The 24,815-nt window shown below is 62.9% G+C and carries 26 protein-coding genes and 2 tRNA genes; 20 read left to right on the top strand and 8 right to left on the bottom strand.

The features are described from left to right. Nucleotides 1-88: 88 nt before the first annotated feature. The 15 genes from KUV81_RS07920 to KUV81_RS07850 all read left to right on the top strand — a co-directional run bounded on the left by KUV81_RS07920 (nt 89) and on the right by KUV81_RS07850 (nt 13,120). Nucleotides 89-1,432: a type II and III secretion system protein family protein gene (locus tag KUV81_RS07920; RefSeq protein ID WP_261389224.1), complete on the top strand. Its 1,344-nt coding sequence runs from the start codon at nt 89-91 to the stop codon at nt 1,430-1,432. An 11-nt stretch (nt 1,433-1,443) separates the two neighbouring features. Then, complete coding sequence (locus KUV81_RS07915; protein WP_261389223.1) at nt 1,444-1,722, top strand: hypothetical protein; 279 nt, start codon at nt 1,444-1,446, stop codon at nt 1,720-1,722. A gap of 38 nt (nt 1,723-1,760) precedes the next feature. Next, on the top strand, nt 1,761-3,119 hold the full coding sequence (locus KUV81_RS07910) for a Tad domain-containing protein (protein WP_222543271.1): 1,359 nt from the start codon (nt 1,761-1,763) through the stop codon (nt 3,117-3,119). Then, a complete protein-coding gene (locus KUV81_RS07905) occupies nt 3,119-3,583 on the top strand; it encodes a TadE/TadG family type IV pilus assembly protein (protein ID WP_222543270.1) in 465 nt (154 codons plus the stop codon). The genes KUV81_RS07910 and KUV81_RS07905 overlap by 1 nt, the downstream gene beginning before the upstream one ends. Next, nucleotides 3,580-4,047 carry a TadE/TadG family type IV pilus assembly protein gene (locus KUV81_RS07900; RefSeq protein ID WP_222543269.1) on the top strand — a complete coding sequence of 156 codons (468 nt, stop codon included), beginning with the start codon at nt 3,580-3,582 and terminating at the stop codon, nt 4,045-4,047. The genes KUV81_RS07905 and KUV81_RS07900 overlap by 4 nt, the downstream gene beginning before the upstream one ends. A 110-nt stretch (nt 4,048-4,157) precedes the next feature. Next, complete coding sequence (locus tag KUV81_RS07895) at nt 4,158-5,306, top strand: CpaE family protein (protein ID WP_222543268.1); 1,149 nt, start codon at nt 4,158-4,160, stop codon at nt 5,304-5,306. A 19-nt stretch (nt 5,307-5,325) separates the two neighbouring features. Beyond that, nucleotides 5,326-6,654: a CpaF family protein gene (locus KUV81_RS07890; RefSeq protein WP_222543267.1), complete on the top strand. Its 1,329-nt coding sequence runs from the start codon at nt 5,326-5,328 to the stop codon at nt 6,652-6,654. Nucleotides 6,655-6,665: 11 nt separating this feature from the next. Continuing rightward, complete coding sequence (locus KUV81_RS07885; RefSeq protein WP_222543266.1) at nt 6,666-7,640, top strand: type II secretion system F family protein; 975 nt, start codon at nt 6,666-6,668, stop codon at nt 7,638-7,640. Nucleotides 7,641-7,642: 2 nt separating this feature from the next. Next, complete coding sequence (locus KUV81_RS07880) at nt 7,643-8,605, top strand: type II secretion system F family protein (protein WP_222543265.1); 963 nt, start codon at nt 7,643-7,645, stop codon at nt 8,603-8,605. Nucleotides 8,606-8,618: 13 nt separating this feature from the next. Then, nucleotides 8,619-9,674, top strand: a complete 1,056-nt coding sequence (locus KUV81_RS07875; RefSeq protein WP_222543264.1) for a tetratricopeptide repeat protein — start codon at nt 8,619-8,621, stop codon at nt 9,672-9,674. 119 nt (nt 9,675-9,793) lie between these two features. After that, nucleotides 9,794-10,858 carry a quinolinate synthase NadA gene (gene nadA / locus KUV81_RS07870; RefSeq protein WP_222543263.1) on the top strand — a complete coding sequence of 355 codons (1,065 nt, stop codon included), beginning with the start codon at nt 9,794-9,796 and terminating at the stop codon, nt 10,856-10,858. Nucleotides 10,859-10,919: 61 nt separating this feature from the next. Beyond that, on the top strand, nt 10,920-11,729 hold the full coding sequence (locus KUV81_RS07865) for a CHAD domain-containing protein (protein ID WP_222543262.1): 810 nt from the start codon (nt 10,920-10,922) through the stop codon (nt 11,727-11,729). A gap of 80 nt (nt 11,730-11,809) precedes the next feature. Then, a tRNA-Ser gene (locus KUV81_RS07860) sits at nt 11,810-11,897 on the top strand. A 527-nt stretch (nt 11,898-12,424) separates the two neighbouring features. Next, complete coding sequence (locus KUV81_RS07855; protein ID WP_315900052.1) at nt 12,425-12,820, top strand: macro domain-containing protein; 396 nt, start codon at nt 12,425-12,427, stop codon at nt 12,818-12,820. Between the two features lie 212 nt (nt 12,821-13,032). Next, a tRNA-Ser gene (locus KUV81_RS07850) sits at nt 13,033-13,120 on the top strand. Nucleotides 13,121-13,415: 295 nt separating this feature from the next. Here the strand turns inward: KUV81_RS07850 and KUV81_RS07845 are convergent. From KUV81_RS07845 to KUV81_RS07815, 7 genes are all read right to left on the bottom strand, one after another. Beyond that, nucleotides 13,416-14,834: an aspartate ammonia-lyase gene (locus KUV81_RS07845; RefSeq protein ID WP_222543261.1), complete on the bottom strand. Its 1,419-nt coding sequence runs from the start codon at nt 14,832-14,834 to the stop codon at nt 13,416-13,418. 113 nt (nt 14,835-14,947) lie between these two features. Then, complete coding sequence (locus KUV81_RS07840) at nt 14,948-15,274, bottom strand: hypothetical protein (RefSeq protein ID WP_222543260.1); 327 nt, start codon at nt 15,272-15,274, stop codon at nt 14,948-14,950. Nucleotides 15,275-15,392: 118 nt separating this feature from the next. Continuing rightward, nucleotides 15,393-15,608, bottom strand: a complete 216-nt coding sequence (locus KUV81_RS07835; RefSeq protein ID WP_222543259.1) for a TIGR02450 family Trp-rich protein — start codon at nt 15,606-15,608, stop codon at nt 15,393-15,395. 5 nt (nt 15,609-15,613) lie between these two features. Continuing rightward, nucleotides 15,614-16,111 (bottom strand): DUF2878 domain-containing protein, encoded by a 498-nt coding sequence (locus KUV81_RS07830; RefSeq protein ID WP_222543258.1) that lies wholly within the window; start codon nt 16,109-16,111, stop codon nt 15,614-15,616. After that, nucleotides 16,108-16,548, bottom strand: coding sequence for a nuclear transport factor 2 family protein (locus tag KUV81_RS07825; RefSeq protein WP_222543257.1), 441 nt, complete (start codon nt 16,546-16,548; stop codon nt 16,108-16,110). The genes KUV81_RS07830 and KUV81_RS07825 overlap by 4 nt, the downstream gene beginning before the upstream one ends. Next, on the bottom strand, nt 16,538-17,917 hold the full coding sequence (locus KUV81_RS07820; protein WP_222543256.1) for a cryptochrome/photolyase family protein: 1,380 nt from the start codon (nt 17,915-17,917) through the stop codon (nt 16,538-16,540). The genes KUV81_RS07825 and KUV81_RS07820 overlap by 11 nt, the downstream gene beginning before the upstream one ends. A 9-nt stretch (nt 17,918-17,926) precedes the next feature. Further along, on the bottom strand, nt 17,927-18,871 hold the full coding sequence (locus KUV81_RS07815) for a YbgA family protein (RefSeq protein ID WP_222543255.1): 945 nt from the start codon (nt 18,869-18,871) through the stop codon (nt 17,927-17,929). A 124-nt stretch (nt 18,872-18,995) separates the two neighbouring features. Between KUV81_RS07815 and KUV81_RS07810 the strand changes: the two genes are divergently transcribed. Genes KUV81_RS07810 through KUV81_RS07800 form a run of 3 tightly spaced genes read left to right on the top strand, consistent with a single transcriptional unit; the run spans nt 18,996 to nt 21,911 of the window. Next, on the top strand, nt 18,996-19,481 hold the full coding sequence (locus KUV81_RS07810) for a putative 4-hydroxy-4-methyl-2-oxoglutarate aldolase (protein WP_222543254.1): 486 nt from the start codon (nt 18,996-18,998) through the stop codon (nt 19,479-19,481). A gap of 18 nt (nt 19,482-19,499) precedes the next feature. Then, on the top strand, nt 19,500-21,317 hold the full coding sequence (locus KUV81_RS07805) for an AsmA family protein (RefSeq protein ID WP_222543253.1): 1,818 nt from the start codon (nt 19,500-19,502) through the stop codon (nt 21,315-21,317). Beyond that, nucleotides 21,318-21,911, top strand: coding sequence for a BsuPI-related putative proteinase inhibitor (locus KUV81_RS07800; protein ID WP_222543252.1), 594 nt, complete (start codon nt 21,318-21,320; stop codon nt 21,909-21,911). Here the strand turns inward: KUV81_RS07800 and KUV81_RS07795 are convergent. Beyond that, nucleotides 21,908-22,603 (bottom strand): YIP1 family protein, encoded by a 696-nt coding sequence (locus tag KUV81_RS07795; RefSeq protein ID WP_222543251.1) that lies wholly within the window; start codon nt 22,601-22,603, stop codon nt 21,908-21,910. The genes KUV81_RS07800 and KUV81_RS07795 overlap by 4 nt on opposite strands. Before the next feature lie 159 nt (nt 22,604-22,762). On the opposite strand from KUV81_RS07795, the gene KUV81_RS07790 reads away from it, so the two are divergent. Both KUV81_RS07790 and KUV81_RS07785 read left to right on the top strand, forming a co-directional pair. Then, on the top strand, nt 22,763-23,590 hold the full coding sequence (locus KUV81_RS07790; RefSeq protein WP_222543250.1) for an ATP-binding cassette domain-containing protein: 828 nt from the start codon (nt 22,763-22,765) through the stop codon (nt 23,588-23,590). Next, nucleotides 23,568-24,770 carry an ABC transporter permease gene (locus KUV81_RS07785; RefSeq protein ID WP_222543249.1) on the top strand — a complete coding sequence of 401 codons (1,203 nt, stop codon included), beginning with the start codon at nt 23,568-23,570 and terminating at the stop codon, nt 24,768-24,770. The genes KUV81_RS07790 and KUV81_RS07785 overlap by 23 nt, the downstream gene beginning before the upstream one ends. The last annotated feature ends 45 nt before the right edge of the window (nt 24,771-24,815 follow it).

Genomic DNA, 24,815 nt, shown 5'->3' with positions numbered 1-24,815 from the left:
GAGTAAGGCCTGGACATGGCTGAGCAGTCTCCTTCTCGTCGCCGCCGTTACGGCGCCCCTGCCGGCTTGGGCTGGCGGCCAGTCCGCCATGGTGCCCTACAGCTTCCCGGTGCCCATCTACAAGTCCAAGACCATGTCGCTGAACAAATCCGCGTCCCGGGTCTCGGTGGGCAACCCGGACATCGCCGACATTCTGCTTATTAATCCCACCGAGCTGTACATCCTGGGCCGTCAGTTGGGCAGCACCAACATCATGGTGTGGGACAACAACGACAACCTGGTGGACATCATCGACATCGAGATCACCCACGACCTCAATGGCTTGAAAGAGAAGCTCTACCGCTTCCTGCCTGATGAACCCATCGAGGTGCACACCTCTCAGGGTCAGCTGGTGATCGGCGGCCAGGTCTCCAACCTGGACAAGATGAACCAAGCCCTGGACCTGGCCCGCGGCTACGCCATCGCGGCGGACAACTCCAAGAACACCTCGGCGGTACTCAATTTGATGACCGTCGGCGGCGGCCACCAGGTGATGCTGGAGGTGACGGTGACCGAGGTGCAGCGCGAACTGGCCCGCACCCTGGACTCCGACTTTGCCCTGGTGTTTGAAGGCTCCGACTTTATCGGCGGCCTGCTCGGCGGTGATGGCCTGATCAACAACAAGGGGATCTTCGGCAGCTACGTCAGTGGCGATGTGCTCTTTGACTTTGCCATCGACGCGGCCAAGCAGCAGGGCCTGGCCCGGGTGCTGGCGGAACCCAACCTCACCACCATGAGTGGTCAGATGGCGGAGTTCCTCTCCGGGGGCGAATTCCCGGTGCCGGTGCCCGATGAAGACGGCGTCACCATCCAGTACAAGGAGTTCGGAGTCGGGGTGAAATTTGTCCCCACGGTGCTCAGCAGCGGTCGCATCAACTTAAACCTCAATGTGCTGGTGAGTGAGCTCAGCAGCGCCAACGCGGTGGGGGTCATCCCCGATGGCTCCACCACGGCGCTTATCACCCCCTCCATCACCAAACGCAGCGCCAACTCCACCATCGAGTTGGGGGATGGCCAGACCATCGCCATCGCCGGTCTGCTCAGCAACACCATCCGTGAAACCATGGATGAGCTGCCGGGCCTGGGTGAGATCCCGGTACTGGGCCAGCTGTTCAGCTCCCAGGAGTACCGCAACGGCGAAACCGAACTGGTGATCCTGGTGACCCCGCGCCTGGTGCGGCCCATCAATAAAGACAACCTGGTGTTGCCCACCGATGGCTTCGTGGATCCCACCAGCCTGGGGTTCTACCTGATGGGACGCATGTCCAAGCGGGATGAGAACGTCCACTCCAACACCAACCCCAACGCGGGCAGCGCGGCCGCGCCGGCCCCGGCGGTGGAGCCGGCTGCCGATGGCGGTGGCACCCAGAACAAGTACGGTCACAGTCTCTAGAGGATCACGATATGAAACAGGTAATTCTGATGCTCGGCTTGTTGCTGTTGGCCGGCTGCGGCAGCAACAACGTGATGACGCAGTTCGCCATGGGCGAGAGCGTGGATTCGGTGAAACAGATGACCATCCTGGACCCCGATGCCTCGGTGCGTGACGAGGGGCGGATCAACGATCTGGACGGTCAGTACGGTGCCACCGTGATGGACAACTATCGCAAGTCGGCCTATCCGCCGCAAAGCGCCCGCACCGGCATCACCAACTTTTCCGTAGGTCGGGACTCGGGCAACTGAGCGCCAATGTCTAACCAACTGCTGTTGAGGTCAATGTCATGAAGGGGTCTATCTGTTGTCAGCGACACCGTCAGAAAGGGGCCATCATTGTTGTCATCACCGTGGCCATGTTCGCCATCCTGGCGATGGGGGCCCTGGCGCTGGACGGTGGCCACCTGATCTTGAGCAAAAACCGGCTGCAAAATGCCACGGACGCGGCGGCGCTCAGCGCCGCGGTGACCGTGGAACGCGGTGGCACCCACGCCCAGGCACGCCAGGACGGCCTCGCCACCCTGGCCAGCGCTTTGGGGGCCACCGATTTTGGTGAGCTCAATGCCGGCGTGGATATGAGCACCATGGACTACAGCCTCAATGGCGTGACTGCCCAGATCACCGTGGAGTTCTCATTTCAGCCGGACCCCTTCACTCCGGTCTCCGACCCCAGCGCCGAATACGCCCGGGTGACAGTGGACAACGTCAGCCTGGCCTCCTACCTGGCCCAGGTGTTCAACTTCGACAAGCGGGTCAGCGCCAGCGCGGTGGCCGGCCCCAGCACCTCCACCCCCTACTGCAGCACTGATGTGCTGCCCATGATGGTCTGTGCCGAGAGTCTTACCGAGAGCAACTTCGGTTACCCCATGAACCAGTTTATGGCGATGAAGATCTCCAGCGGCGAGCCCACCGAGGTGGGACCGGGCAACTTCCAGCTGATTCGACTGGGTGACAACACCGGGGCGGCGGACATCCGCCGGGCCATGGCCGGCGAGTCCGACAGTGACGGCTTCTGCTTCGGCTTCGACGGCCCCAACGCCACCGAGATGGTGGAGACCGAACCAGGCAACACCACAGGTCCGGTGGCCCAGGGGCTCAACACCCGCATGGGCAAATGGCAGGGGGGGCAGATCGACTCCACCGATCACCCGCCGGATCACGACATCTGCGTGGGCGACCGTTTGGATGTGAACGACAGCGGCGAGGTGACCAACCTGGCGGGCGAAGTCTTGCCACCGCCGGTGGAAACCGTGGCGGGGGACTACTACGCCAACCCGGGGGATTACTACAGCGGCTATTACCACCACGGTCACTACAACAGCGTGGCCGGCCATAGCTGCCCTGGCACCTTTACCGAAAACACCAATCACGGGGTGGCCTCCCGGCAACTGCGTCGTGAGTATTCCATCGTGGTGGCCGACTGCGGCGCCGGGGACAACAGCGGCCAGACCGGGGTGCCCTTTGTCGGCTTCGCCTGTTTCTACATGCTGCAGGACGTCACCCAGAAGGGGAACGAGTCCTACGTGATAGGTGAGTTCCTGGGGGATTGCACCAACGACGCCGGTGGGGTGTCGGAAACCCCCGATACCACCAGTGGCCCCTACCGCATCGTGCTCTATCACGACCCTGTGAGTAAGGACTCATGATGAAGATTCCTAAGCCGATGGGTTCGATGCAGCGACAGCGCGGGGTGGCGGCGGTGGAGGCCACCATCGCCCTGCCGGTGCTGTTTCTTATCTTCTACGCGGTGACCGAGTTCGGTCGCATGCTCTACCAGTACCAGCAGCTCAACACCCTGGCTCGCAACGCCTCCCGCCACGTCATCAGCTACACCAGCACCAACTCCAATGGGGACATCGGGGTGTCGGCCAATGTGGCCAGCCAGGCACGTAACCTGGCGGTCACCGGCCAATTGACCGGCGGCACGCCGCTGCTTCGCGGGCTGACCACCGCCGATGTGCAGATCTCGGTGCTCAGTGACTCCGTGGCCACCGTCACCTTGAGTTACGACTGGACGCCCCTGTTCGGGGAGGCGATCCCGGGCTTTTTCGGTGATTCCATCGACTTGAGCTGGAACCTGGTGGCCACCGCAACCATGAGGCCGTTATGAAACGTCGTCAATCCGGGGTCTACGTCGTCGAATTCGCCATTGTTGCCACCGTGGTGTTCACCATGCTGTTCGCCTGTTTGGAGGTGGCTCGGTTGATGTACAGCTACAACGTGCTGACCGAAGCCTCCCGCCGGGTGGCCCGCCTGGCGGTGGTGTGTTCACCGGATCTGACCGGCGCGCCGGCGGCCACGGCGAACATGATCAATTTGGCGTTGTTCGACGGCGAGAACCTGGTGGGCGGCCTGGACGCCAGTAACGTCACCGTCGAGTACCTGGACGATGCCGGGGCGGCGGCCAGTGCCCTGGCCTTTGTCCGTTACGTTCGCGCCAGCATCTCCAACTACCAGCACGAGCTGTTCATTCCGGGGTTGGTCATTCAAATTTCGTCGCCCGCCTTCACCACGGTGCTGCCCGCAGAGAGCCTGGGGCAGACCCGTTTTGGCGTGACGACCTATTGCAGTTGAGGCAAAGACGCATGAGTGCATCCCATATGTCAAAACAAGAATCCGGTTATCCCCAAACCACAGCAACAGTTGAGTCGTTAGACAGGGTCAACCGGCCCAAGAGCTTGCCGGTGCTGCTCACCACCTTGCTGGTGACGCCAGACCGGGATGCAGGCTTGATGCTGTCGGAGCAGCTGCTCACTCTGCCCAACCTGCAACTGACCCGGGTCAGCCAGGACGAGATGGAGCCCCACCATCTCCAAGCCAACCGGCTCCTTATTCTGCTGCTGCCCGAAGATCTGGAAGCTGCACAGTTGCTTATTGATGCCTACACCAACCGCTGTGAACACCTTTTGGTGGTGGCCCCGGTGATGACACCGGATTTGATGCGCTCGGCCATGAAAGCCGGCGCCGTGGATTTTATCCCCTTGAGCGACTCCATGGAGGACCTGGGCAAGGCGCTGTTTGGCGTTGCCGAACAGCTGGCCCAGAAGATGCGTCTGGCGCCCTCCATCGTGGTGCTCAACAGCAAAGGCGGGTGCGGCACCAGCTTCTTAAGCGCCGCCATTGCCGACCAGTTGGCCAATCGGGATGCCGGCAAACCCGTGGCTCTGGTAGACGGCGATCAGGTCCAGGCGGGTCAGACCCACCTGCTGAACGTCGAACCGGATTACTTTTTCCACCACGCCCTGGCCCAGGCGGAAGAGCTGGACGACACCGCCCTGGAGGGGATGATGAGCCAGCTGGAAAACCTCCACCTTTTGCCGGCGGCGCCTTTCAGTCAGCAGGACAGCAAAACGGTGGATTACCTGCAGCTGCCCCAGTTGATGTTCAAGCTGCGCAGCCGGTACGGCGCCGTGGTGGTGGATCTGTCCCGGGGCGCCGAGTCCTGGGCCAACCCCTTCATGATGGAAGCCGACGCCCTGCTGCTGGTCATTCAGGACAGCCTGGCGTCGCTGCGCAGTGCCACCGCCACCGTTCGCCACCTGGTGTTCGAGCTGGGGGTGGAGAAATCCCGCATCCACCTGGTGTTTAACCGCTACTGCGCCCGTAAGGGGGTGGTGTCGCTGTCGGACGCCAAGGAGATGTCGGGGCTCAATTCCGTTTATACGGTGCGAAACGATTTTCGCTGTGTGAACACCTGTTTGGATGAAGGCAAGCGGTTGTCCCTTTTCGCGGCCAAGGAACCGGTCACCAAGGACATTGCCAATCTGTGCAACAGCCTGTTGCCCCAAGACCAGAAGAGTGGAGACGGTTTTTGGGCGCGACTGTGGCGTTAGAAAATGAGGGTCAACCGCGATGGGAAACTTAGAGATCCAACCGGGAAATTACCAACACCGTCTGCTGACGCCCCAGGAGTCTGAAGTCAAACATCAGCTCTACGAGCGTCTACTGGAGCTGCTGGATGTCTCCAAGCTGGAGTTGGTGGAAGACGCCGACGCGCGTCAGCAGATCGCCCGTTTGTGCAACAAGGTGCTGAGCGAGAACCCCAGGCCCATCAATCTGGGGTCGAGGGAGAAGATCGTTAAGCACATCGTCGACGAGATCCTGGGGTTGGGGCCCCTGGAGCCCTTGCTGGCGGACAACAGCATCTCCGACATCCTCATCAACAACGCCCAGAACATCTTTATCGAACGCTTCGGTAAGCTCGAGCGGGTCCCCATGGCCTTCCACGACGAACGCCACCTGATGAACATCATCGACAAGATCGTCTCCAGCGTGGGGCGTCGAGTGGATGAGTCCAGCCCCATGGTGGATGCGCGCTTGAAGGACGGTTCCCGGGTGAACGCCATCATCCCGCCCCTGGCGCTGGATGGGGCCAGCATGTCCATCCGTCGATTCACCGTGGATAAACTGACCGCCGAGCAGTTGATCGAGTACGAGGCGATCACCGCTGAGATGTACGAGCTGCTCAAGGCCATGGTGCTGGGCAAGCTCAATGTGCTGATCTCCGGCGGTACCGGCAGCGGAAAGACCACCATGCTCAACGTGCTCTCCGGCTACATCCCCGCCGATGAGCGGATCATCACCATCGAGGACTCCGCGGAACTGCAGCTGCAGCAGCCCCACGTGGTGCGTCTTGAGTCCCGTCCGGCCAACCTGGAGGGGCGAGGGGAGATCAATCAGCGTGATCTGGTGAAGAACTGTCTGAGGATGCGGCCGGACCGCATCGTGGTGGGGGAGGTGCGTGGCGGCGAAGCCCTCGACATGCTCACCGCGATGAATACGGGCCACGAAGGTTCGCTCACCACCTTGCACGCCAACTCCAGCCGGGATGCCCTGGCGCGCTTGGAGAACATGGTGTGCATGGCGGGTTTCGACATGCCGGTTAAGAACATCCGCACCCAGATCGCTTCGGCCATCAACGTGGTGGTGCAACTGGAGCGCCAGGAGGACGGGAAACGTCGGGTGGTCAGCATTGCCGAGGTGACCGGGATGGAGGGCGAGGTGATCACCATGTCCGACATCTTCGTGTTCCGCCGTCGCGGCCGGGACAGCAACGGCAAGGTGCTGGGACAGTTCGAGGCCACCGGTGTGGTACCCCGCTTCTACGACGAGTTGGTGGCCAAGGGGGTGGACCTGCCTCACAGCGTGTTCGCCAACTCGCAAAGCTTTGACATCATCTGACGGAGGCTGCGATGAGCATTCAAATCATCTTTCTCCTCTGTGTCTTCTGTGCGGTGATCCTGCTCTCACAGGCACTCTTTATCCCGGTGTACCGGCCCAAACGGGGCAACACCCTGGTGGTCAAACAGCGCTTGGAGAGGCTGGCGGAGGAGTGGGGCGACGAGTCGGCGGCAGTCTCCATCGCCATGGAGAGCCGACTGAAGAAGGCCTCGGCCCTGGGACGAAAACTGGAGTCCGTGGCCTTTATCGGGCGCCTGTCCGAGAAGTTGGAACAGTCCGGTTCGAAGATGTTGGGGCATCAGTTCCTGCTGATGGCCATAGTGGTGGCGTTGGCGGCCGCGGTGGTGATGCAACTCTGGCTGAAAGAACCCTTTGTCACGGCCCTGACCTTTATGGGTGTGCTGTGGATGTTCAACTCGAAGCTCAACAGCGACTTCATGAAGCGGATGGATAAGATTGAGGAGCAGTTCCCCGAAGCGTTGGACATCCTGCGGCGCGGCCTTCAGGCCGGCTACGCGTTTCCCGACTCCATCAAGCTCACCTACGAAGAGCTCGATGGTCCCATCGCCTATGAGTTCAAGCTGATGTTCGCCGAAATCAACGTCAGTAAAGACATCCGGCGGGCGCTGCTTCACTTCATCGAGCGGGTGCCCACGGTCTCTGCCATGGCCTTTGCCACCGCCGTGCAGGTGCAAAAGGAGACCGGCGGCAACCTGGCGGAGAACATCCAGAACCTCTCCCGGATCATCCGTAAGCGATTCTACTTCCAGCGTCAGGTGAAGACCTATTCGGCCCAGGGCCGGATGTCCGCCTGGGTGTTGGTGAGCGTGCCTCTGGTGCTGTTCGGTTACATCTACATGAGCACCCCAAGCTACGCCAAGGAGCTCACCGAAACCGAACCGGGACTGAGGCTGCTGATCGCCGGGGCCATCGGCATGCTGGTCGGGATCTACTGGATCTCCCGGCTGATTAAGATTGAGGTTTAGTTATGGACTACATCATTGGTCTGTTCAGCGAAGTGCTCGATAACCGTCAGCACTCGGTCTACCTCATCTACGGCATTGCCGCCGCGGCCGGGGTGACCTTTGCCATCGCCTGTAACCTGCTCTACACCGGCCTGTACAACCCCACCAAGGCACGCCTTAAGGGGATGAAGGCCGCCACCGCCGGGGAGATTGAACACCAGTTCGATGATGCCCTGGAGCACCAAAACGCGCGCAGCGACTCCTGGATAAAACACTTCTCCTTTGACGGAGCGGGCAGTCGCAAGCGACTGATTCACGCGGGTTTTCACTCCAACCAGGCGCTGGCGGTCTACAATGCAATCAGGATCCTGGTGTTGCTGGGCATGGCGATCTTCACCATTGCCACCTTGCAGCTGATGGCAGAGATGAGCACCGGCGTGCAGATCTACGTCGGGATCTGCCTGATGGGCGTGGCCTTCATCTTCCCCAGCTTCGTGCTGGACCGGTTGGCGGCCAATCGGATGAAGAAGATCCGAGCCGGCTTCCCGGACGCGCTGGATCTGTTGGTGGTCTGCTGTGAGTCCGGTCAGGGTTTGGTGGCCGCGTTGCAGCGGGTTGCCACCGAGGTCAAGGTCAGCCACAGCGAGTTGGCGGATGAGCTGATGCTGGTGTGCCAGAAAAACCGCGCCGGCATCGACTTGACCACTGCGCTCAACGAGTTTTCCGAGCGCACCGGTTTGGCGGACATCAAGGGGCTCAATGGCGCCATTACCCAGAGCTTACGCCTGGGGACCGGGATCGCCGAGACCCTGCGGGTTTACTCCGAGGAGTACCGCGACAAGCGTCTGCAGGCGGCCGAAGAGATGGCCGCCAAGTTGGGGGTAAAGATCATCTTTCCCATGTTGCTTTGCATCTGGCCTTCGTTTTTCATCGTGGCGGTAGGGCCGGCCGTACTGAAGGTGATGGCAGTCTGGGATCAAATCTAAAGGAGCGAACGCCATGACTGAGGCCAAGGGAACGACGCTGGGCCGTGCCGCCACATTTGGGCTGTGCCTGATGATGTTGGCCGGGTGCCAGACCACGGAGGCCCCCCCACCGGGACCGGACATCGCCCAACTGCAAAAGCAGGCGGTCAGTGCTCAGCGGATGGGTCAGCACGACACGGCGCTGAAGTTCTACCTCGAAATTCTCGATGCCGAGCCCGAGAACATGGCGGTGATCTACCAGATTGGCCAAATTCAGGCGCAACTGGGCCACTACGACCACGCCATTAAAGCGTTTCACGACGTACTGCGGGCCCTTCCCGATCACCGAGAAGCGATGACCGCCCTGGCCCTGGTGCACATGGAAACCGGTGACGTACGCGAAGCCTACACCTACCTGGACAAAGCCACCGAGATGGACCAGGAGCGACTGATCGTCGCCGACGAGGCGCTGAAGGTGCTGGTAGGGGACCCGGAAAGTCAGGATTGGCATCAGCTGGATGCTGACTCCCCCATACAGGCCTACCTGGCGCTGGGAATCCTCACCGATCTGGACGGCGACTACGAGGCGGCCCAGCGACTATACCGTCTGGTGTTGGAGCAGAATCCGACCCACGTTCGGGCGCTCAATAACCTGGGTTACTCCTACTACCTGGCGGGGGACCTGATCCGAGCGGAGATCTTCCTGCGCCAGGCCACGCAGCGGCAACCGGACTTTACCCGGGCCTGGACCAATCTGGGACTGGTGTACGTGCGCATGGGCAACAGCGAGCGGGCCTTCAATGCTTTCAAGCGGGTGATGCCGGACGCGGACGCCTATAACGACATCGGCTACTTCGCCATGCTGGAAGGGCGCTTTACCGAGGCAGAGACCCTGTTTCTAAAGGCCATCGACGCCTCCCCCACCTACTTTGCCAAGGCCCAGGACAACCTGCGTAAGGTACAGCAGCTCAAAGGCAGCGCCGGCGTGGCCCGTATTGGTGCCGGTCGCAGCGACGTCCGCGAGGCGCTGATCAAAGCCCGCATCAACCAGACCGGCTTTGCCCGGCCCCACGACGAGTCCGGACAGTAAGGACCGTTAAAGCGGCACCGACCGGGGCAACCCGGTCGGTGCCGTGTCACTTCCAGTTAACCTCTCGGGGCGCTTTACGTATAATGGCGTGACCTACGTCATAGAGGCCCTTTACTGGCATGATCGAAGCCCCTGTTGTTGATGACCTGCACTACCCCTTCCCACCCAAGCCTGCGCCGCTGAGCGACGAAGAGAAGAAGGCCTACCGCGAGCGGATCAAGCGTCTGCTCAAGGAGAAGGACGCTGTGCTGGTTGCCCATTACTATACCGATCCCGAGATCCAGGCCCTGGCCGAGGAGACCGGCGGCTGCGTGGCGGATTCCCTGGAGATGGCCCGCTTCGGTAACGATCATCCCGCTTCGACCCTGGTGGTGGCCGGCGTACGCTTTATGGGGGAGACGGCCAAGACCCTGACGCCGGAGAAGCGGGTGCTGATGCCGACCCTGGACGCCACCTGCTCCCTGGACCTGGGGTGCCCGGCGGAGGAGTTCACCGCCTTCTGTGACGCCCACCCGGACCACACCGTGGTGGTGTACGCCAACACCTCCGCAGCGGTCAAAGCGCGGGCCGACTGGGTGGTGACCTCCAGCATCGCCCTGGAGATCGTTGAGCACCTGGACAGCGAAGGGCACCAGATCCTCTGGGGGCCTGATCGCCACCTGGGCAGCTACATCGCCAAGCAAACCGGCGCCCCCATGCTGATGTGGCAAGGGGCCTGTGTGGTCCACGACGAGTTCAAGGCCAAGGCGCTGTTCGATCTCAAAACCCAGAACCCGGAAGCGGCGGTGCTGGTGCACCCGGAGTCGCCCCAGTCGGTGGTGGAGATCGCCGATGCCGTGGGGTCCACCTCCCAGCTCATCAAGGCCAGCCAGGAGCTGCCCAACGACACCTTTATCGTCGCCACCGATAAGGGGATCTTCTACAAGATGGAGCAGCTCTCTCCCAACAAGACCTTTATCGAGGCGCCTACCGGCGGCAACGGCGCCACCTGCCGCAGCTGCGCCCACTGTCCCTGGATGGCGATGAACGGCCTGCAGGCCATCGAAAAAGCGCTGGTGTCCGAGGACAAGACCGAACACGAGGTGTTCGTGGATCCGGGCCTTGCGGAGCGGGCCATGGTGCCCCTCAACCGGATGTTGGATTTTGCCGCCGAGCTTAAGCTTAAGGTGAAGGGCAACGCCTGAGCCGAGTGTCGCCTCAACTATACTAAAACGCCGGTTTCCGGCGTTTTTTTGTGGGTGATGGATGGCAGAGGATACGGTGGTCGCGGTACAGAAACGGGCAGGGCGTCAGTTCACCAGGGCGTTGCAGCACCTTCCCGACATCGATGTGGATGGCGACCCCGAGGCCTTGCACCAGTACCGCGTGGCCCTTCGCAAGGCGCGAACCCTGTTGACGCTGTTCGCCGGCCCCCTGATTGGCACTCCGGCGGCGGCCCTGGTGGTTTCCCTCGGCCAGCAGGCCCGCGTGGCCAATCGAGCCCGGGATCTGGACGTGTTTGTCCCGGCCCAGCCTTCGGGGGCGCTGAAAGACCACCTGGCCCGGCTTCGTCGCCAGGTTCATCAGTCCTTGCAGCACGACCTCAGTGCCCTGGAGCGGGAGCGAGCGCTGTGTGAAGCGCTGTTTGCGCTGCCCTGGCCTGCCGGAGAGTGTCCTTTCGACGGCGCTGCCCAGGCGGCGGACCAGACTCTTGAGGCCGCCATCCTGGCCCAGGGGCGCCGGGCACTCGACAGGGGCAGGGCGCGGGATTGGCACCGGCTGCGCATCCTGGTGAAGCGTCAGCGTTACCTGCGCAGCCTCTGTTTCGAGGTGGAGGACCAGCTGGAGGTGAAAGCCTGGCAGGACCGATTGGGAGCCTATAACGACCTCTGCTGCCAGCGGGCACTGCTCAAGCCACTGGCGCGTGGCGGCGAGTCGACGGCGGCGAGCGCTGCTAAGCTGCGCCAGCACCTCAAACGGCAGGGGCGGGCGCAAAAGCGGGCCTTGGCACTGGCATTGACGGCCTCGATGGCGAAAAAAGGGGCAGTTGAGGCAAAGTCGGAAAAAAGCCATTGACGCGCCCCTGCGCCTCCCCTAATATGCGCAACCCGTAGCGGGACGCAGGTGATGCCGGTTCCGAGACGACAATTGAATATGGTCAGGTGTCCGAGTGGCTGAAGGAGCACGCCTGGAAAGTGTGTATACGGCAACGTATCGAGAGTTCGAATCTCTCCCTGACCGCCATTTTCTCAAAACCCGCACAGTGTTGCGGGTTTTGTCGTTTCTGAGCTATTGCACTGTGTCAGGGAGAATGAGAACTCTCGTCAGAGTTCGCAATGGAGGCGCTTTAGCGCCGACATGACGCCGCTTGCGGCGGCCCTGAAGGGGGGACAATCTCTCCCTGACCGCCATCTTCTCAAAACCCGCACAGTGTTGCGGGTTTTGTCGTATCTGAGCCAGTGCACTGTGTCAGGGAGAATAAGAGCGCTCGCCAGAGTTCGCGCCAACGCCAAGAGCGGGGCGCTTTCGCGCCGACATGACGCCATTGGTGGCCACGAAGGAGAACCCTCTCTCCCTGACTGCCCTCTATAGAGAGACCCGCTCAATAAGCGGGTTTTTTCGATTCTGGGGTAGGGCGCTTAACAGGCTAGGCTTTAGGGAATGCCCTTAGGAGCCGCCATGGCCATCAAACTGGTTCAGGGAGACATCACGACCCTGGCGGTCGATGCCATCGTCAATGCCGCCAACCCCTCGCTTTGGGGGGCGGTGGGGTGGACGGGGCGATCCACCGGGCCGCCGGCCCTCAGCTGCTGGCCCACTGCCGCACCCTGGGGGGCTGCGAAACCGGGCAGGCCAAGCACTCCCCCGGCTTTGCCTTGCCCGCCCGTTACGTTATCCATACGGTGGGGCCCATCTGGCAGGGGGGCGGCGAGGGGGAGGCCGCTCAACTGGCCTCCTGTTACCGGCAATCGCTGCGCCTGGCTCAGGAGCTTCGGGCCGCCTCCATCGCCTTTCCCTGCATCAGCACCGGCGTCTACGGCTACCCCGCGGAACGAGCGGCCAAGGTGGCCCTGGATGCGGTTCAACCCTTTGTCGAACACCTGACCATCTGGTTTTGCTGTTTCTCACCCTCGGATCTGGCCCACTACCAGAAGCGCCTCGCCTGAGTCCGACCCAGTCGCTGGTTGATGGGGAAATGATCAAAGGCTGCCGCTCATCTGGGCAGCGTGACGCATATCTGTGCAAACGGCCGGAATTTGTGGTGCATTGCCTTGACGCTATGGGATCGGTTCCGTAAAGTTACGCCCCGTCGACAGGGACAACCCGGTTCGGCAGCGCCGCAAGGCGATGTGAGAAAACACATGAAAATCATCAATATGGTCAGGTGTCCGAGTGGCTGAAGGAGCACGCCTGGAAAGTGTGTATACGGCAACGTATCGAGAGTTCGAATCTCTCCCTGACCGCCATCTTCTCAAAACCCGCACAGTGTTGCGGGTTTTGTCGTATCTGGGGTATGGCTCGAGGCCAGGGAGAATGAGAACGCTCGCCAGAGTTCGCGCCAATGCTCAGAGCCGGGCGCTTTCGCGCCGGCATGACGCCGCTTGCGGCGGCCCCGAAGGGGGAACCATCTCTCCCTGACCGCCATCTTCTCAAAACCCGCACCCTGTTGCGGGTTTTGGCATTTTGGCGCGGTACCAGAACCGAATTCCAGGGATAAAAAAACGCCCCGCTGGGCGGGGCGTTTTTCCGGTTTGAATCCGCTCAGCTGAGCTGGGCCACCGAGGGTTTCAGCATCACCTCAGGGTCCAGCAGGCGGTCCAGCTGGCTTTGGCTCAGCAGGCCCTCCTCCAGCACCAGGTCTACGATGGACGCGCCGGTTTGCAGGGCGGTCTTGGCCAGACGGGTGGTGTTCTCGTAACCGATGTAGGGGTTGAGCAGGGTGGCCAGGGCCAGGCTGTGGTTCACCAGCTGCTGGCAGTGGTCCTTGTTGGCGGTGATCCCTACGATGCAGCGAGTCGTCAGCATCGCCATGGCGTCGCTCAGCATCTTGGTGGAGTTGAGCAGGTTGTAGGTGATCAGCGGCTCCATGGCGTTGAGCTGCAGCTGGCCAGCCTCGGCGGCCATGGTCACTGCCAGGTCGTTGCCGATCACCTGGAAGGCGGTCTGGTTCACCGCTTCAGGGATCACCGGGTTGACCTTGCCGGGCATGATGGAGGAACCCGGCTGCATCGCCGGCAGGTTGATCTCGTTGAAGCCGCAGCGGGGGCCGCTGGAGAGCAGGCGCAGATCGTTGCAGATCTTGGACAGCTTGACCGCGATGCGACGCAGGATCCCGGAGTAGAGCACGAAGGCCCCCATGTCGACGGTGGCCTCCACCTTGTCGCTGGCGCCTTTCATCTCCACCTTGGCGATCTCGGACAGGTGGCGAATCGCCGCGTCGGCGTAATCCGGGTGGGCGTTGATGCCGGTGCCGATGGCGGTACCACCGAGGTTGATCTCCGCCAGCAGTTTGGCGGCTTCCTTCAGCCGGTCAATGTCCTCGGACAGGGTGTGGGCGAAGGCGCGAAACTCCTGGCCCAGGGTCATGGGCACCGCGTCCTGCATCTGGGTGCGGCCCATCTTCAGCACGTCGTCGAACTCTTCCCCTTTGCGCCCCAGGGCTTCCACCAGGTCGGTGATGGCGTCGATCAGCGGCTGGCTGGCGAAGATCACCGACAGGCGAACCGCGGTGGGGTAGGCGTCGTTGGTGGACTGGGCCAGGTTGACGTGGTTGTTGGGGTGCAGCTGGGCGTAGTTGCCTTTGGCGTAGCCCAGGATCTCCAGGCCACGGTTGGCGATCACCTCATTGGCGTTCATGTTGGTGGAGGTGCCGGCGCCCCCCTGGATAAGATCCACCACGAACTGCTCATGCCACTGACCGTCGATGATCTCCTCGCACGCCGCCACAATGGCGTCGTGATGGGCCTGGCCCAGTACGCCGACCTCCAGGTTGGCCTTGGCGGCCGCCATCTTCACCATGGCCAGGGCGTTCACCAGCTGCGGGAAGTGACTGATCGGCACCCCGGTGATGTTGAAGTTTTCCTGGGCCCGCTGGGTCTGGATCCCGTAGTAGGCGGTGTGGGGCACCTGGGCGTCGCCCAGGAGATCGTGTTCGATGCGAAACGCGGCGGTGTTTTTCATGCTGTGATCATCGTGTCCGGCAAAAATCGGCGCCCAGTGTAACGGCGATGGCAAAGAATGACAGCCCCATTCGGCGGCGAAGCGTCGATGGGGTCAATCGGGTGGCGACGGGGTTACTTGGTGCGATCCAGATCGGCCATGGTCACCAGCAGTTCCTGGTAGCTCATGTCCAGATCCCGGGCCAGGTTGATGAGTTTGGCCTTGTAGGTTTGCACCTGTTCGGTTTTGCGGGCCGCTTCCTGGCGGGTGAGGATCACCTCGTCCAGCGCCTCACGAAAGGTCAACAGCTGTTTCTCCGACCACTGCAACTGGTCGATAAAGGCGATCATCTGGGATTTGGATCGGGTCGCTGGCGTCAATTCACCGGCCTTGGTTTGGTTCTCCCGTTCCATCTCGACCAGGGCCGAACGAAACGCGTCTTCCAATTCTGGGATGCTCATTGAGTCAGGGTATCTCTCGCAAAAGGGTCACCGGCCTTCCATGGCAAGATAATTGAGGGCGTCCAGCCTGATCTCTGGCCGCTATGATAATGGAGTTTATTTATCGCGCAATGCTTTATTAGCGCCATCCCATTCGCCAAAGATCGGAATCCTCAAGAGTTTCTCTTTCCAGTTCAAAGGTGTGGCGGTTGTGTACGCCCTGGAGCACGACTCGGGAGATCTCCCCCTTGCCGTCGGTGAGGGTGCCGGTCACCACAAAATGGGTTTCATCGTGAAACGCGGCGTTGGAGGTCCACTTGGACAGCAGCAGGTCTTTGCTCGAGAACACGTTCATGGGGGTTACCTCCCAACAACAAGAGGGGCGGCCCGGTTCAGCAATCCGCGCCCCAGGGGGAACAGCCCGGCCCAGCACAGGCCGATGATCACCACCCCCAGCAGCGGGGTGGGGGTGAGGTCCAGGGCGCCGAACTCATACCCTAGATAATAACCCAGGCTACCCAGGGCGCCACCGAGCAGGGCCAGGGCCCAGGAGGCCTGGGGCAGGCGATCCCGCACCCCCGCCAGGGCTAGGCCAAACCCCAGCCAGAGCATCGCCAGATGGGCCGGCATCACCGCGGGTGTACCGGACAGGGCCAGGACCTGCTGCTGAATGAGTATGGCGTCCAACGCCATGCCCATCACGGCGATGGCCAGCCCCAGCATGCGGTAGCCGGAGGCCAGGGTCAGCATCAACAGGCTCACGCCGGCGTGCCAGGGGAGGGTGGCCTGCTGGCCGAACACCGCCAGCGCCCAGCTGATGTCGAACAGCACCAGCACCGCCACCAGGCGCCGCGTCATGGGGCCAGCCGCTCTTTGAGCCAGCGGGTGGCCACACCCAGCACCGGCACCTGCTCATACAGCATCTGGCCGAGATCGAAGTAGTCGCGATGGCGAATGATCAGGCCGTCTCGAATGCGAAGTTCGCTGATCCCCTCCACCTGGAACGGCTGGCCGCCGTTGAGTTTGGGGTGGGCCAGGGTCATCACCCAGGGCTGGGCCCAGTGCTGAGGCCCTCCCAGGGGCAGGCCCAGAGCAAAGGTGCACTCGATGACGTCCCGGTAAAGGGCCTCCAGATGGGCCTTGAAGCGGTCTCGGCCGTGCAGTTCGCCACTGGGATCGATAAACACCATCTCGGGATGGTAGATCTCGTCGATGCCATCCAAACGGTCCGGTCCCAGGGATTGCCACACGCGGGCGAAATGGTCCATGGGGCCCTCCGGCAGACTATGAAGCATGTTGTGTCTCCTTGACTTGCAACTTGTACGCCTGGGTGAACCCGGCCGCCTGGGCCTTGTGATCCACCATGGGGGCAGGGTAGTCGGGGGCCAGCAGGTAGGGACCCGGCTGGTGCAGCGCAGGGTCCGGCACCTGGGCCAACTCCGGCACCCAACGGCGAATGTACTCGCCGTCCGGGTCAAACCGCTGGCTTTGGCGGTAGGGGTTGAAGTGACGAAAATAGGGGGCCGCGTCGGCGCCGCACCCGGCCGCCCACTGCCAGCCGCCGTTGTTGCTGGCCAGATCGCCGTCCACCAGATGGGTCATAAAATAGGCCTCGCCCAGGCGCCAATCCAGGTGCAGATCCTTCACCAGGAAGCTGGCACACAGCATCCGCACCCGGTTGTGCATCCAGCCGGTGGCGTTCATCTGCCGCATCCCCGCGTCCACCAGGGGAAAGCCGGTCTCGCCCCGCTGCCAGCGAGCCAGATACTCATCGTTGGACTGCCAGGGGGCCTGCTTGGCCGGGTACATCGCCTGGTGCCGGGACAACCCGGGGTGGTGGTGCATCAGGTAGCGGTAGAATTCTCGCCACAGCAGTTCGTTGACCCAGGCGCCGGTGCCCGGCTCCCCGAGGCGCTCGGCCAGGCGATAAAGGGCCTGGCGGGGGGAGAGCACACCGGCGGCGAAATAGGGTGAGAGGGCCGAGGTGCCGTGCATCGCGGGCAGGTCTCGCTGCTGGTCGTATCCCGACGCCCGCTGCTGGGCAAAGCGCTCCAAAGCGTTGTGGGCGACACTTTCGCCGGCGGGCCACAGGGGCAGCGGCGACTCGGTCCAGTGGTCCGAGGGTTCGGGCAGCGCCAACGGGCTCTGGGCCTCGGGGCAGGGCAGTGGCGGCACCAGGGCCAGGCGCTGGCGGCAGCGCTTGGCAAAGGGGGTAAAGACTCGATAGAGGCCCCCCTGCTGGGTCACGACCTGATCGTAATCCAGCAGGTTGGCGTCCTGGTAGGGGACGGTCGCCGTGGACGAACCCAACAGGGCGTCCTCCACGGCACGCTCCAGCTGGCGTTCGTTCCAGCCCAGGGCGCGGTGAAAGTGCAGCTGCGCCACACGGTGACGCTGGCAAAATGCCGCCAGACGCTCAGGCAGTGCCGAGAACTGTTCCTCCCGCCAGATAAGCAGGGGGATCCCCAGCGCCGAAAGTGCACTGCGCAGCGCCTCGACATTGGCGTGGTGCCACTGGCGTTTGCGCTCGCCACAATCGTGGGATTGCCACTGGGCTGGGCTGGCGACGTAGAGGCCTATCAGCGGGCCGCCGGCCAGACTGGCGCCATAAAGGGCCGGGTGGTCCTCTACGCGCAGGTCATCTCGAAACCATACCAGCTGCATCCTCGGGCCTCACAAGTGGTAGCGCAGCGCCAGGCGCTCGGGATGGGGCGTCAGGTAACGCTGTTCGGCGATGTAGGGCTTGGGAAAACGCTGCAGCAGGCCGTTGAGCAGCGTCATCGGCGCCATCAGCGGCAGCTGGCCACTGCGGTAGGCCAGGATGGTCTGGTGCAGGTGCTGTCGCTCAGTCTTATCCAAGTCCCGCTTAAAGTAGCCGCCGATGTGCTGAAGGACATTGGTGTGGGCCCGCCGGCTGGCGGGTTTGGCCAGTGCCGACATCAGCTGCTCGCCGTAATGGGCCAGGCGTGTCTCGATGGCCTGTTCCCGGGACTGTGCCAGGTAGCGCCCCAGTTCCCGGTAGATGGCCTGGTTGTGGGCCATCAACATCAACTTGTGGCGTCGGTGAAATTGAAGCAGTTCGTGTTCGCCGGTGTCACCCTCCAGCAAGCGCTTGTACCCCTGGTAGACGAACACCCGGGTGATGAAGTTTTCACGCAAGGCCAGGTCGTTGAGCCGACCATCCTCCTCCACCGGCAGCAGGGGGTAGGCCTTCATCAGAGCCTCGGTGAACAGACCCCGACCGTCGCGGCGGGCTCCGGTGCGCGCCTCGTTGAGCACCCGGACGCGCTCCATGCCGCAGCTGGGGGACTTGGCGCAAACGATGTAGCCGGCCAGGTTGGCCAGGCCGGGGATCGCCCGGCGGTTGAACTCCTGCATCGCCTCGGTGTGGTCGATGCCGTTCTTGTCGTCCATCATCCGCACTCGCTCACCCACCTCTCGCAGGTGCACCGTGGGACGGGGCGTGCTCATGCCCGCGCCCACTTCCGGGCACAGGGGGCGAAGATCGAAGACGTCGCTGAGCTGACCGTCCACGTAGGACGAGCGTTTGTGGCCGCCATCGAAGCGAACCTGTTGTCCAATGATGCAGGCACTGACGCCAACTTTAGGCAAAGACATGGTGACCCCCAACGCTGATTATTCCGCCTGACTAGCAATACGCTTGCGACCACGGGGTCAGATCAGTCAGGATGGATATCATGCAACATTTTTAACGAAATCAGTCCTCTTTAGGAGTCAGTCTATGCTGGATCTGTTACCGGATCTCTGTGACCGCTACCCGGACCGGGTGCGCCTCCTGCCCCCCATCTTTCGCCAGTACGGCGGCAAGCGGCTGTTTTACGGCCCCGTCGTTACCCTGCGCTGCCCCGAAGACAACTCCCTGGTGCGTGAGTGGGTGGCCAAACCCGGTGAGGGCCGGGTGCTGGTCATCGACGGTGGCGGCTTGGCCCGACGGGCCCTGTTGGGGGATCTGTTGGCGCAAAAAGCGGTGGACAACGGCTGGAGCGGGATCCTGGTGTTTGGCTGCCTTCGGGATGTGACGACCCTGGCCACCCTGGATCTGGGGATCCAGGCCCTGGGGGCGGTGCCGATGAAAACCGACAAGCGGGGCCTGGGTGAGCAGGACGTGGTGGTGGAGGTGCAGGGGGTGCGAATTCACCCCGGGGATCACCTCTACGCCGACGACAACGGCGTCCTGGTCAGTGCCGAGCCGCTGCCTTTGCCTTAACGAACCTTTGGAAACCACATGAAAATCATCAAATGGCTGGCCATTGGCCTGGCGAGCGTCATCCTGCTGGTGGGCCTCTACCTGGCGCTCTTTTTCGATCTCAACAGTTTCAAGGGGCAGATCGCCGCCAAGGTGAGCGAAGCCACCGGTCGGGAGCTGGTGATCGGCGGAGACATCGGCTGGTCGCTCTACCCCACCCTGGGGCTGGAGATGGCGGACGTGCAGTTGAGCAACCTGCCCGGCGAGTCGCTGCCGCCGCTTTTGTCGGTGGCCCAGGCGTCGGTGGGGGTGGCCCTACTGCCCCTGGTGCGCGGCGAAGTGCAGGTGGAGGAGCTGGCGGTGTCCGGAGTTCGCCTGGAACTGGTGACCCTGGCGGACGGTCGCTCCAGCCTGACCGGCCTGGGCGGTAAAGGCGGTGAACCGGCCGCCGCGCCCGCCGACAAGCCGGCGGCGGCTTCACCCAAGCACTGGGTGCTGGGTCACCTGATGGTGGAAGATCTCACCATTCGTAACGACAACCGAGCCGCCGGCGCGGCCCAGACCCTTTCCATCGAGCAGTTGGAGATGGCCCGCATCGAACCGGAACGTGCCGCCCCGGTGCGATTGAAGGTGGCGGTGGGGGACGGCGACCTGGCGGTGACCACCGAGGCCGAAGCGATGCTGACGGTCTCCCAGGACTTCAGCCGCTTCCAGGTGGACGACTGGCGCCAGAGTCTCAACGCCAAGGGCAGCGCCCTGGGGCCCAAGCCCCTGGATCTGACCCTGAACCTGGACGCGGACCTGGACCTGGCCGGCCAGCAGTTTCAGGTGGCCAATCTGGTGCTGACCCTGGAGGAGTTTGAGCTGACCGGAGAGGCCAAGGCCAACCTGGCCGGGGTCCGCCCCGCCTTCTCCCTGGTGGCCAAGGGCAACGCCCTGAACCTCGACCCCTGGCTGCCCGCCGAAAACGAGCAGAGCCAGCCCGCAGGCCAGGACGATGCGCCCGGCAGCGAGCCGCAGGAGCCGGATCTCAGCGCCCTGAAGCTGCTGGACCTGGACGCCGATCTCAGCCTTGGTGCTTTGCAGGCCCGGGGCGTGCGCGCCGATGATTTGGTCCTGACCCTCGAGATCAAAGACGGGGTGCTGACCCTCAAGCGGGCCGCCGCCAAAGCCTTCGAAGGTCAGCTGACCGCCTCGGCCCGGCTCGATGGCAACACCACCCCGGCCCAGTACCGTTTCGAACAGCGCATCGATGGCCTGGCGATTCAACCCTTGCTGCTGGCGGCCGCCAATACCGATCTGCTGGCGGGCACCGGTCAGTTCAGCCTCAAGGGGCAGGGGGTGGGCCTGACCGGCGCCGCGCTCTCGGCCCTGGATGCAACCGGCACCCTGGCCCTGGAGGACGGCGCCCTGTACGGCGTCAACGTCGCCCAGATGATCCGCGAGGGGTGGGCCAAGCTGCAGGGGGATTTCGAGGCCCAGGTGGCGCCGCAGAAAACCGACTTTTCCACCTTCCGCACCCAGCTGGTGATCCGAGATGGCAAACTCAGCACCCCGGATCTGGCCATCGCCTCGCCCCTGCTTCGGATCCAGGGCCAGGGCGAAGTGGCCATGGCGGAACCTGCGGTGGACTACCAGATGACGGTCTCCCTGGTGGGCAGCCTGGAAGGGCAGGGAGGCAAGGGCCTGGATGAGCTTAAAGAGGTGCCCATCCCCCTGGCCATCAGCGGACCGGTGGACAACCTCAGCTACCGCCTGGACACCGATGAGCTGCTCAAGAGCAAGTTGGACCAGGAAAAGGACAAGTTGGAAGATAAACTCAAAGAGAAGCTGTTTGAAAAACTGGGGAATTTTTAAATGCGATACGCCTTGATAGCCCTTTTGATGCTCGGCGGGTGCGCCGAGTCCAGCCCGCCGCCGAGCGAGAACACGGTCGCGGCGACCGAGCCCATGGTGGAGGAGATGCGGGCCGCGACCCCGGCACCGGTGGACCCGGCCGCCCTCAGCCCGGCGGCCGCCCAGCCCCAGGTGGTGGGTGCCAAGCCGATGCGCCCACCGAGCGACAATTCACATCCGGGAGACACGCGCGTGGAAGCGACACTGGTAACAGGTGAGCAGTGGGACAGAGCCGTGGGTGGCGAGATCCGACTGGAGCTGGTCAACCGCTCGGAGCAGGGGGTGCGCTACACCATCGCCTCCGGCATGCTGGCGGATTTTGCCCTGAGCCAGGGCAGCAAGGTGGTGTGGCGTTTCTCCCAGGAGATGATGTTCACCCAGGCCCTGACCCAGTTTGAGCTGGAGCCGGGTCAGAGCCGGGTGGTCCGGGCCCGGGTCTCCCCCCAGAGCCTGGCCAAGCTGAGCCCGGGACGCTACACCGTCACGGCCGAGCTCAACACCCACCCCCGCGGGGCCGGCCCCCGGGTTATGCCGGTGACGGTGGAGCTGCGTTAAATCAGCCGAATCGCCAGCCAGATCCCGTAGATCACCAGGTAGGGCAGCAGGGCGATCACCCAGGCCTGGGCTTGCGACAGCGCGGTCCAGGCCCGGATCCCGCAATAGTAGAGAAACACCTGCCAGGGGAGCAGCAAGGAGACCCCCTCGGCCAGGTTGTACCAGGCGTGCGTGGGGGCCAGGTCCAGTAGGCGGTTAAGCGCCGCCGGGGCCAGCAGGGCCGGACTCAGCTGCCCACTCTGGATGAGGGCAACGACCGCCGCCAACAGCATGGGCAGCACCAGTACCAGGCTGCACCACCAGGTGAGGCCGAACCAGTCGCCGAACCCCTGAAGGTTCTCCTCATCGGACAGGGTCACCCGGCTGAGGTAGAACGCCATCAAGGCGTGGGTCAGCAGCATCATCGCCACTCCCAGCCCCAGTTGGGCGGCCAATGCGGTGCCCCAGGTCATCTCCGCCAGCACTTTTGCACGGTCTTGCGGGGCGAGGTCCACCAGCATGGGGCTCAGCACCGTCTGCTGATACCAGCCCCAGTCCACCCGGGAAAAGTAGAGCCATTGAAGCAGGGCAAAGCTCAACATCAGCAGGGCAAAGGGCCACCAGGACCAGCCTCTGGCCGACTTCAGGGCTGCAAAAAGGGCCGTGGGACGCCAGAAAGTGTCCAGCAGGGCCTGGGGTGGACGGATAGCCATATCACAACGCTCTGTTATACAAGGGAATTGTTATCTTAACGTCAGTGACGGGGCATCACCACCGCTGCGCTTTTGAGCGAACGGGCAAAAACTATTGTCCCCGGCGCTTTGGTGCTACCTTCAGTTTTCTCTCACCTTTTTTTGCCAGGACTGCCGTCGATGATTGAAGTTACGGGCTTGAGCAAACGCTTCGCCATCAGCAACCCCAAGGCCGCGCAACTGGACCAGGGACTGGACCCCCGCCAGCGCGGCCGCTTTTTCCACTCCGTCGAGTCGGTTCACTTAAGCTGCGAGCCCGGTCAGGTGCTGGGGCTGGTGGGCCCCAATGGCGCTGGAAAAACCACTACCTTGCGGATGCTCTCCGGGGTACTCAAGCCGGACCAGGGGCAGATCCTGGTGGCCGGGGAGGACCTGCATCGCCAGGGGGAGCGGGTGCGGCGTAAAGTGGGGTTCATCTCGGCCACCACCGCCCTGTACGAGCGATTGTCCGTGGAGGAGAACCTGCTCTATTTTGGTCGCCTCTACGGGCTCTCCCGGGCCGACAGCCAAGCCCGGGTGGATGAGCTCAGCGATCAGCTGGAACTGGGCCCCTTCCGTCATCGCCGGTTGATGGATCTCTCCAGCGGCATGAAGCAGCGCACCAACATCGCCCGGGCCGTGATCCACCGCCCCTCGGTGATCATCTTCGACGAGCCCACCACCGGGCTGGACATCATGTCGACGGAGACGGTGCTGGGGTTTATCCAGGCCCAGCGCAAACTGGGCACCCCGGTGATCTTCTCCACCCACCACCTCGAAGAGGTGAGCCTGCTGTGCGACCGCCTCTCGGTGATCGTCCAGGGCCGCACCCGCTTCGATGGCCCGCTGGAGGCCTTTGCCGGCGGCCGGGACACCACGGCGATCCGTCGTCAGTTTATGGCCCTGATCACCTCGGCCGAACGTCAAACCGACCAGGAGGGGCTCCGTGATTGCGCTGATCTGGCTTAAGGAGATGAGGGAGGTCCTGCGGGACAAGAAAACCCTCTGGTTCGTCATCCTCTTTCCTACGGTGTTGCTGCCGGCCCTGATGGGCAGCGCCATCTATTTTGGCGCCTCCAGTGTGCGCCAGGTGCACAGCGCCGATCTGCGCTATCAGCTCATCGCCCCGGCCCCCTGGCGCGAGGTGATCATCGAAGCGCTGTCGGATGCCGGAGGCCTGGCCCTGCAAGCGGGCTCGGAGGCGCTGGACGAGGCGGGGATCGAGGCGATCATCGATTCCGAACAGGTGCACTTCGTGCTGGTGGTGCCGCCGAGTTTCGATCCCAGTGAAGCGGCGGTCAGCCAATGGCAGCTCTTCTACAACCAGGCGGACGACGTGGGCCAGTTCCGCCGAATCCAGGAGGCCCTTGGGCCCCTGTTTGATTCCTGGCGTGAGGCCCATCGTCAGGCCTGGTCGCTGAACGCCGCGCAGGTGCGGGCGCTGGCCACCCCGGTGGAGGTGGAACAGATCGGTGTGGCCACCCAGCGGGAGTTCATCGGTGAGAAAGCCGGGGGTTTTCTGCCCTACGTGCTTCTGCTGCTGTGCCTGATGGGGGCGCTGCTGCCGGCACTGGACATCGGTGCCGGGGAGAAGGAGCGGGGCACCCTGGAAACCCTGCTGATGGCGCCGGTGGGCAAGACGCAGCTGGTGATGGCCAAGTTCCTGGTGATCGCCTGCTGCAGTTTGATGGTGGCGCTGCTGACCATGGCCAGCGGCCTGATCTGGACTCTGCTGTTTGGCCAGATCTTCGCCGTCGAGGTGCTGACCAACGCGGTGCAAACCATTGGCCTTAAGGACTTGGCACTGATCCTGTTGCTGCTGGTGCCCATTGTGATGTTCTTCGCCGCCCTGCTGCTGGCGGTCTCCCTCTACGCCCGCAGCTACAAGGAGGGGCAGAACTACATGGCGCCGTTCAACTTCGTGGCCATTTTGCCGGCCATGGTGGCGATGTTTCCCGGGGTGGAGCTGACCCGGACCCTGGCCTGGACGCCGTTGGTGAACGTGACCCTGGCCAGCAAGGAGCTGCTCAAGGGCACCATGGACAACTGGCAGCTGGTGCCGGTGATGGCCTCCAATACCCTGCTGGCGGCGCTGCTGCTGTTGCTGTGCGTGCGCTGGTGCACCCGGGAGCAGGTGCTGTTTCGCTAGCGTCCAGGCATAAAAAAGGCCGGCATATCGCCGGCCTTTTTTGTG

The organism is Ferrimonas balearica (assembly GCF_019802085.1).
Classification (GTDB): domain Bacteria; phylum Pseudomonadota; class Gammaproteobacteria; order Enterobacterales; family Shewanellaceae; genus Ferrimonas; species Ferrimonas balearica_B.
The sequence above is the reverse complement of the archived record's forward strand: the minus strand, read 5'-3'. Positions and strand labels throughout refer to the sequence as shown.

Coding starts and splice junctions, on each gene's coding strand:
- KUV81_RS07920 (WP_261389224.1), top strand. CDS start 89: ATGGTGCCCTACAGCTTCCCGGTGCCCATCTACAAGTCCAAGACCATG.
- KUV81_RS07915 (WP_261389223.1), top strand. CDS start 1,444: ATGAAACAGGTAATTCTGATGCTCGGCTTGTTGCTGTTGGCCGGCTGC.
- KUV81_RS07910 (WP_222543271.1), top strand. CDS start 1,761: ATGAAGGGGTCTATCTGTTGTCAGCGACACCGTCAGAAAGGGGCCATC.
- KUV81_RS07905 (WP_222543270.1), top strand. CDS start 3,119: ATGAAGATTCCTAAGCCGATGGGTTCGATGCAGCGACAGCGCGGGGTG.
- KUV81_RS07900 (WP_222543269.1), top strand. CDS start 3,580: ATGAAACGTCGTCAATCCGGGGTCTACGTCGTCGAATTCGCCATTGTT.
- KUV81_RS07890 (WP_222543267.1), top strand. CDS start 5,326: ATGGGAAACTTAGAGATCCAACCGGGAAATTACCAACACCGTCTGCTG.
- KUV81_RS07885 (WP_222543266.1), top strand. CDS start 6,666: ATGAGCATTCAAATCATCTTTCTCCTCTGTGTCTTCTGTGCGGTGATC.
- KUV81_RS07880 (WP_222543265.1), top strand. CDS start 7,643: ATGGACTACATCATTGGTCTGTTCAGCGAAGTGCTCGATAACCGTCAG.
- KUV81_RS07875 (WP_222543264.1), top strand. CDS start 8,619: ATGACTGAGGCCAAGGGAACGACGCTGGGCCGTGCCGCCACATTTGGG.
- nadA (WP_222543263.1), top strand. CDS start 9,794: ATGATCGAAGCCCCTGTTGTTGATGACCTGCACTACCCCTTCCCACCC.
- KUV81_RS07865 (WP_222543262.1), top strand. CDS start 10,920: ATGGCAGAGGATACGGTGGTCGCGGTACAGAAACGGGCAGGGCGTCAG.
- KUV81_RS07845 (WP_222543261.1), bottom strand. CDS start 14,834: ATGAAAAACACCGCCGCGTTTCGCATCGAACACGATCTCCTGGGCGAC.
- KUV81_RS07840 (WP_222543260.1), bottom strand. CDS start 15,274: ATGAGCATCCCAGAATTGGAAGACGCGTTTCGTTCGGCCCTGGTCGAG.
- KUV81_RS07835 (WP_222543259.1), bottom strand. CDS start 15,608: ATGAACGTGTTCTCGAGCAAAGACCTGCTGCTGTCCAAGTGGACCTCC.
- KUV81_RS07830 (WP_222543258.1), bottom strand. CDS start 16,111: ATGACGCGGCGCCTGGTGGCGGTGCTGGTGCTGTTCGACATCAGCTGG.
- KUV81_RS07825 (WP_222543257.1), bottom strand. CDS start 16,548: ATGCTTCATAGTCTGCCGGAGGGCCCCATGGACCATTTCGCCCGCGTG.
- KUV81_RS07820 (WP_222543256.1), bottom strand. CDS start 17,917: ATGCAGCTGGTATGGTTTCGAGATGACCTGCGCGTAGAGGACCACCCG.
- KUV81_RS07815 (WP_222543255.1), bottom strand. CDS start 18,871: ATGTCTTTGCCTAAAGTTGGCGTCAGTGCCTGCATCATTGGACAACAG.
- KUV81_RS07810 (WP_222543254.1), top strand. CDS start 18,996: ATGCTGGATCTGTTACCGGATCTCTGTGACCGCTACCCGGACCGGGTG.
- KUV81_RS07805 (WP_222543253.1), top strand. CDS start 19,500: ATGAAAATCATCAAATGGCTGGCCATTGGCCTGGCGAGCGTCATCCTG.
- KUV81_RS07800 (WP_222543252.1), top strand. CDS start 21,318: ATGCGATACGCCTTGATAGCCCTTTTGATGCTCGGCGGGTGCGCCGAG.
- KUV81_RS07795 (WP_222543251.1), bottom strand. CDS start 22,603: ATGGCTATCCGTCCACCCCAGGCCCTGCTGGACACTTTCTGGCGTCCC.
- KUV81_RS07790 (WP_222543250.1), top strand. CDS start 22,763: ATGATTGAAGTTACGGGCTTGAGCAAACGCTTCGCCATCAGCAACCCC.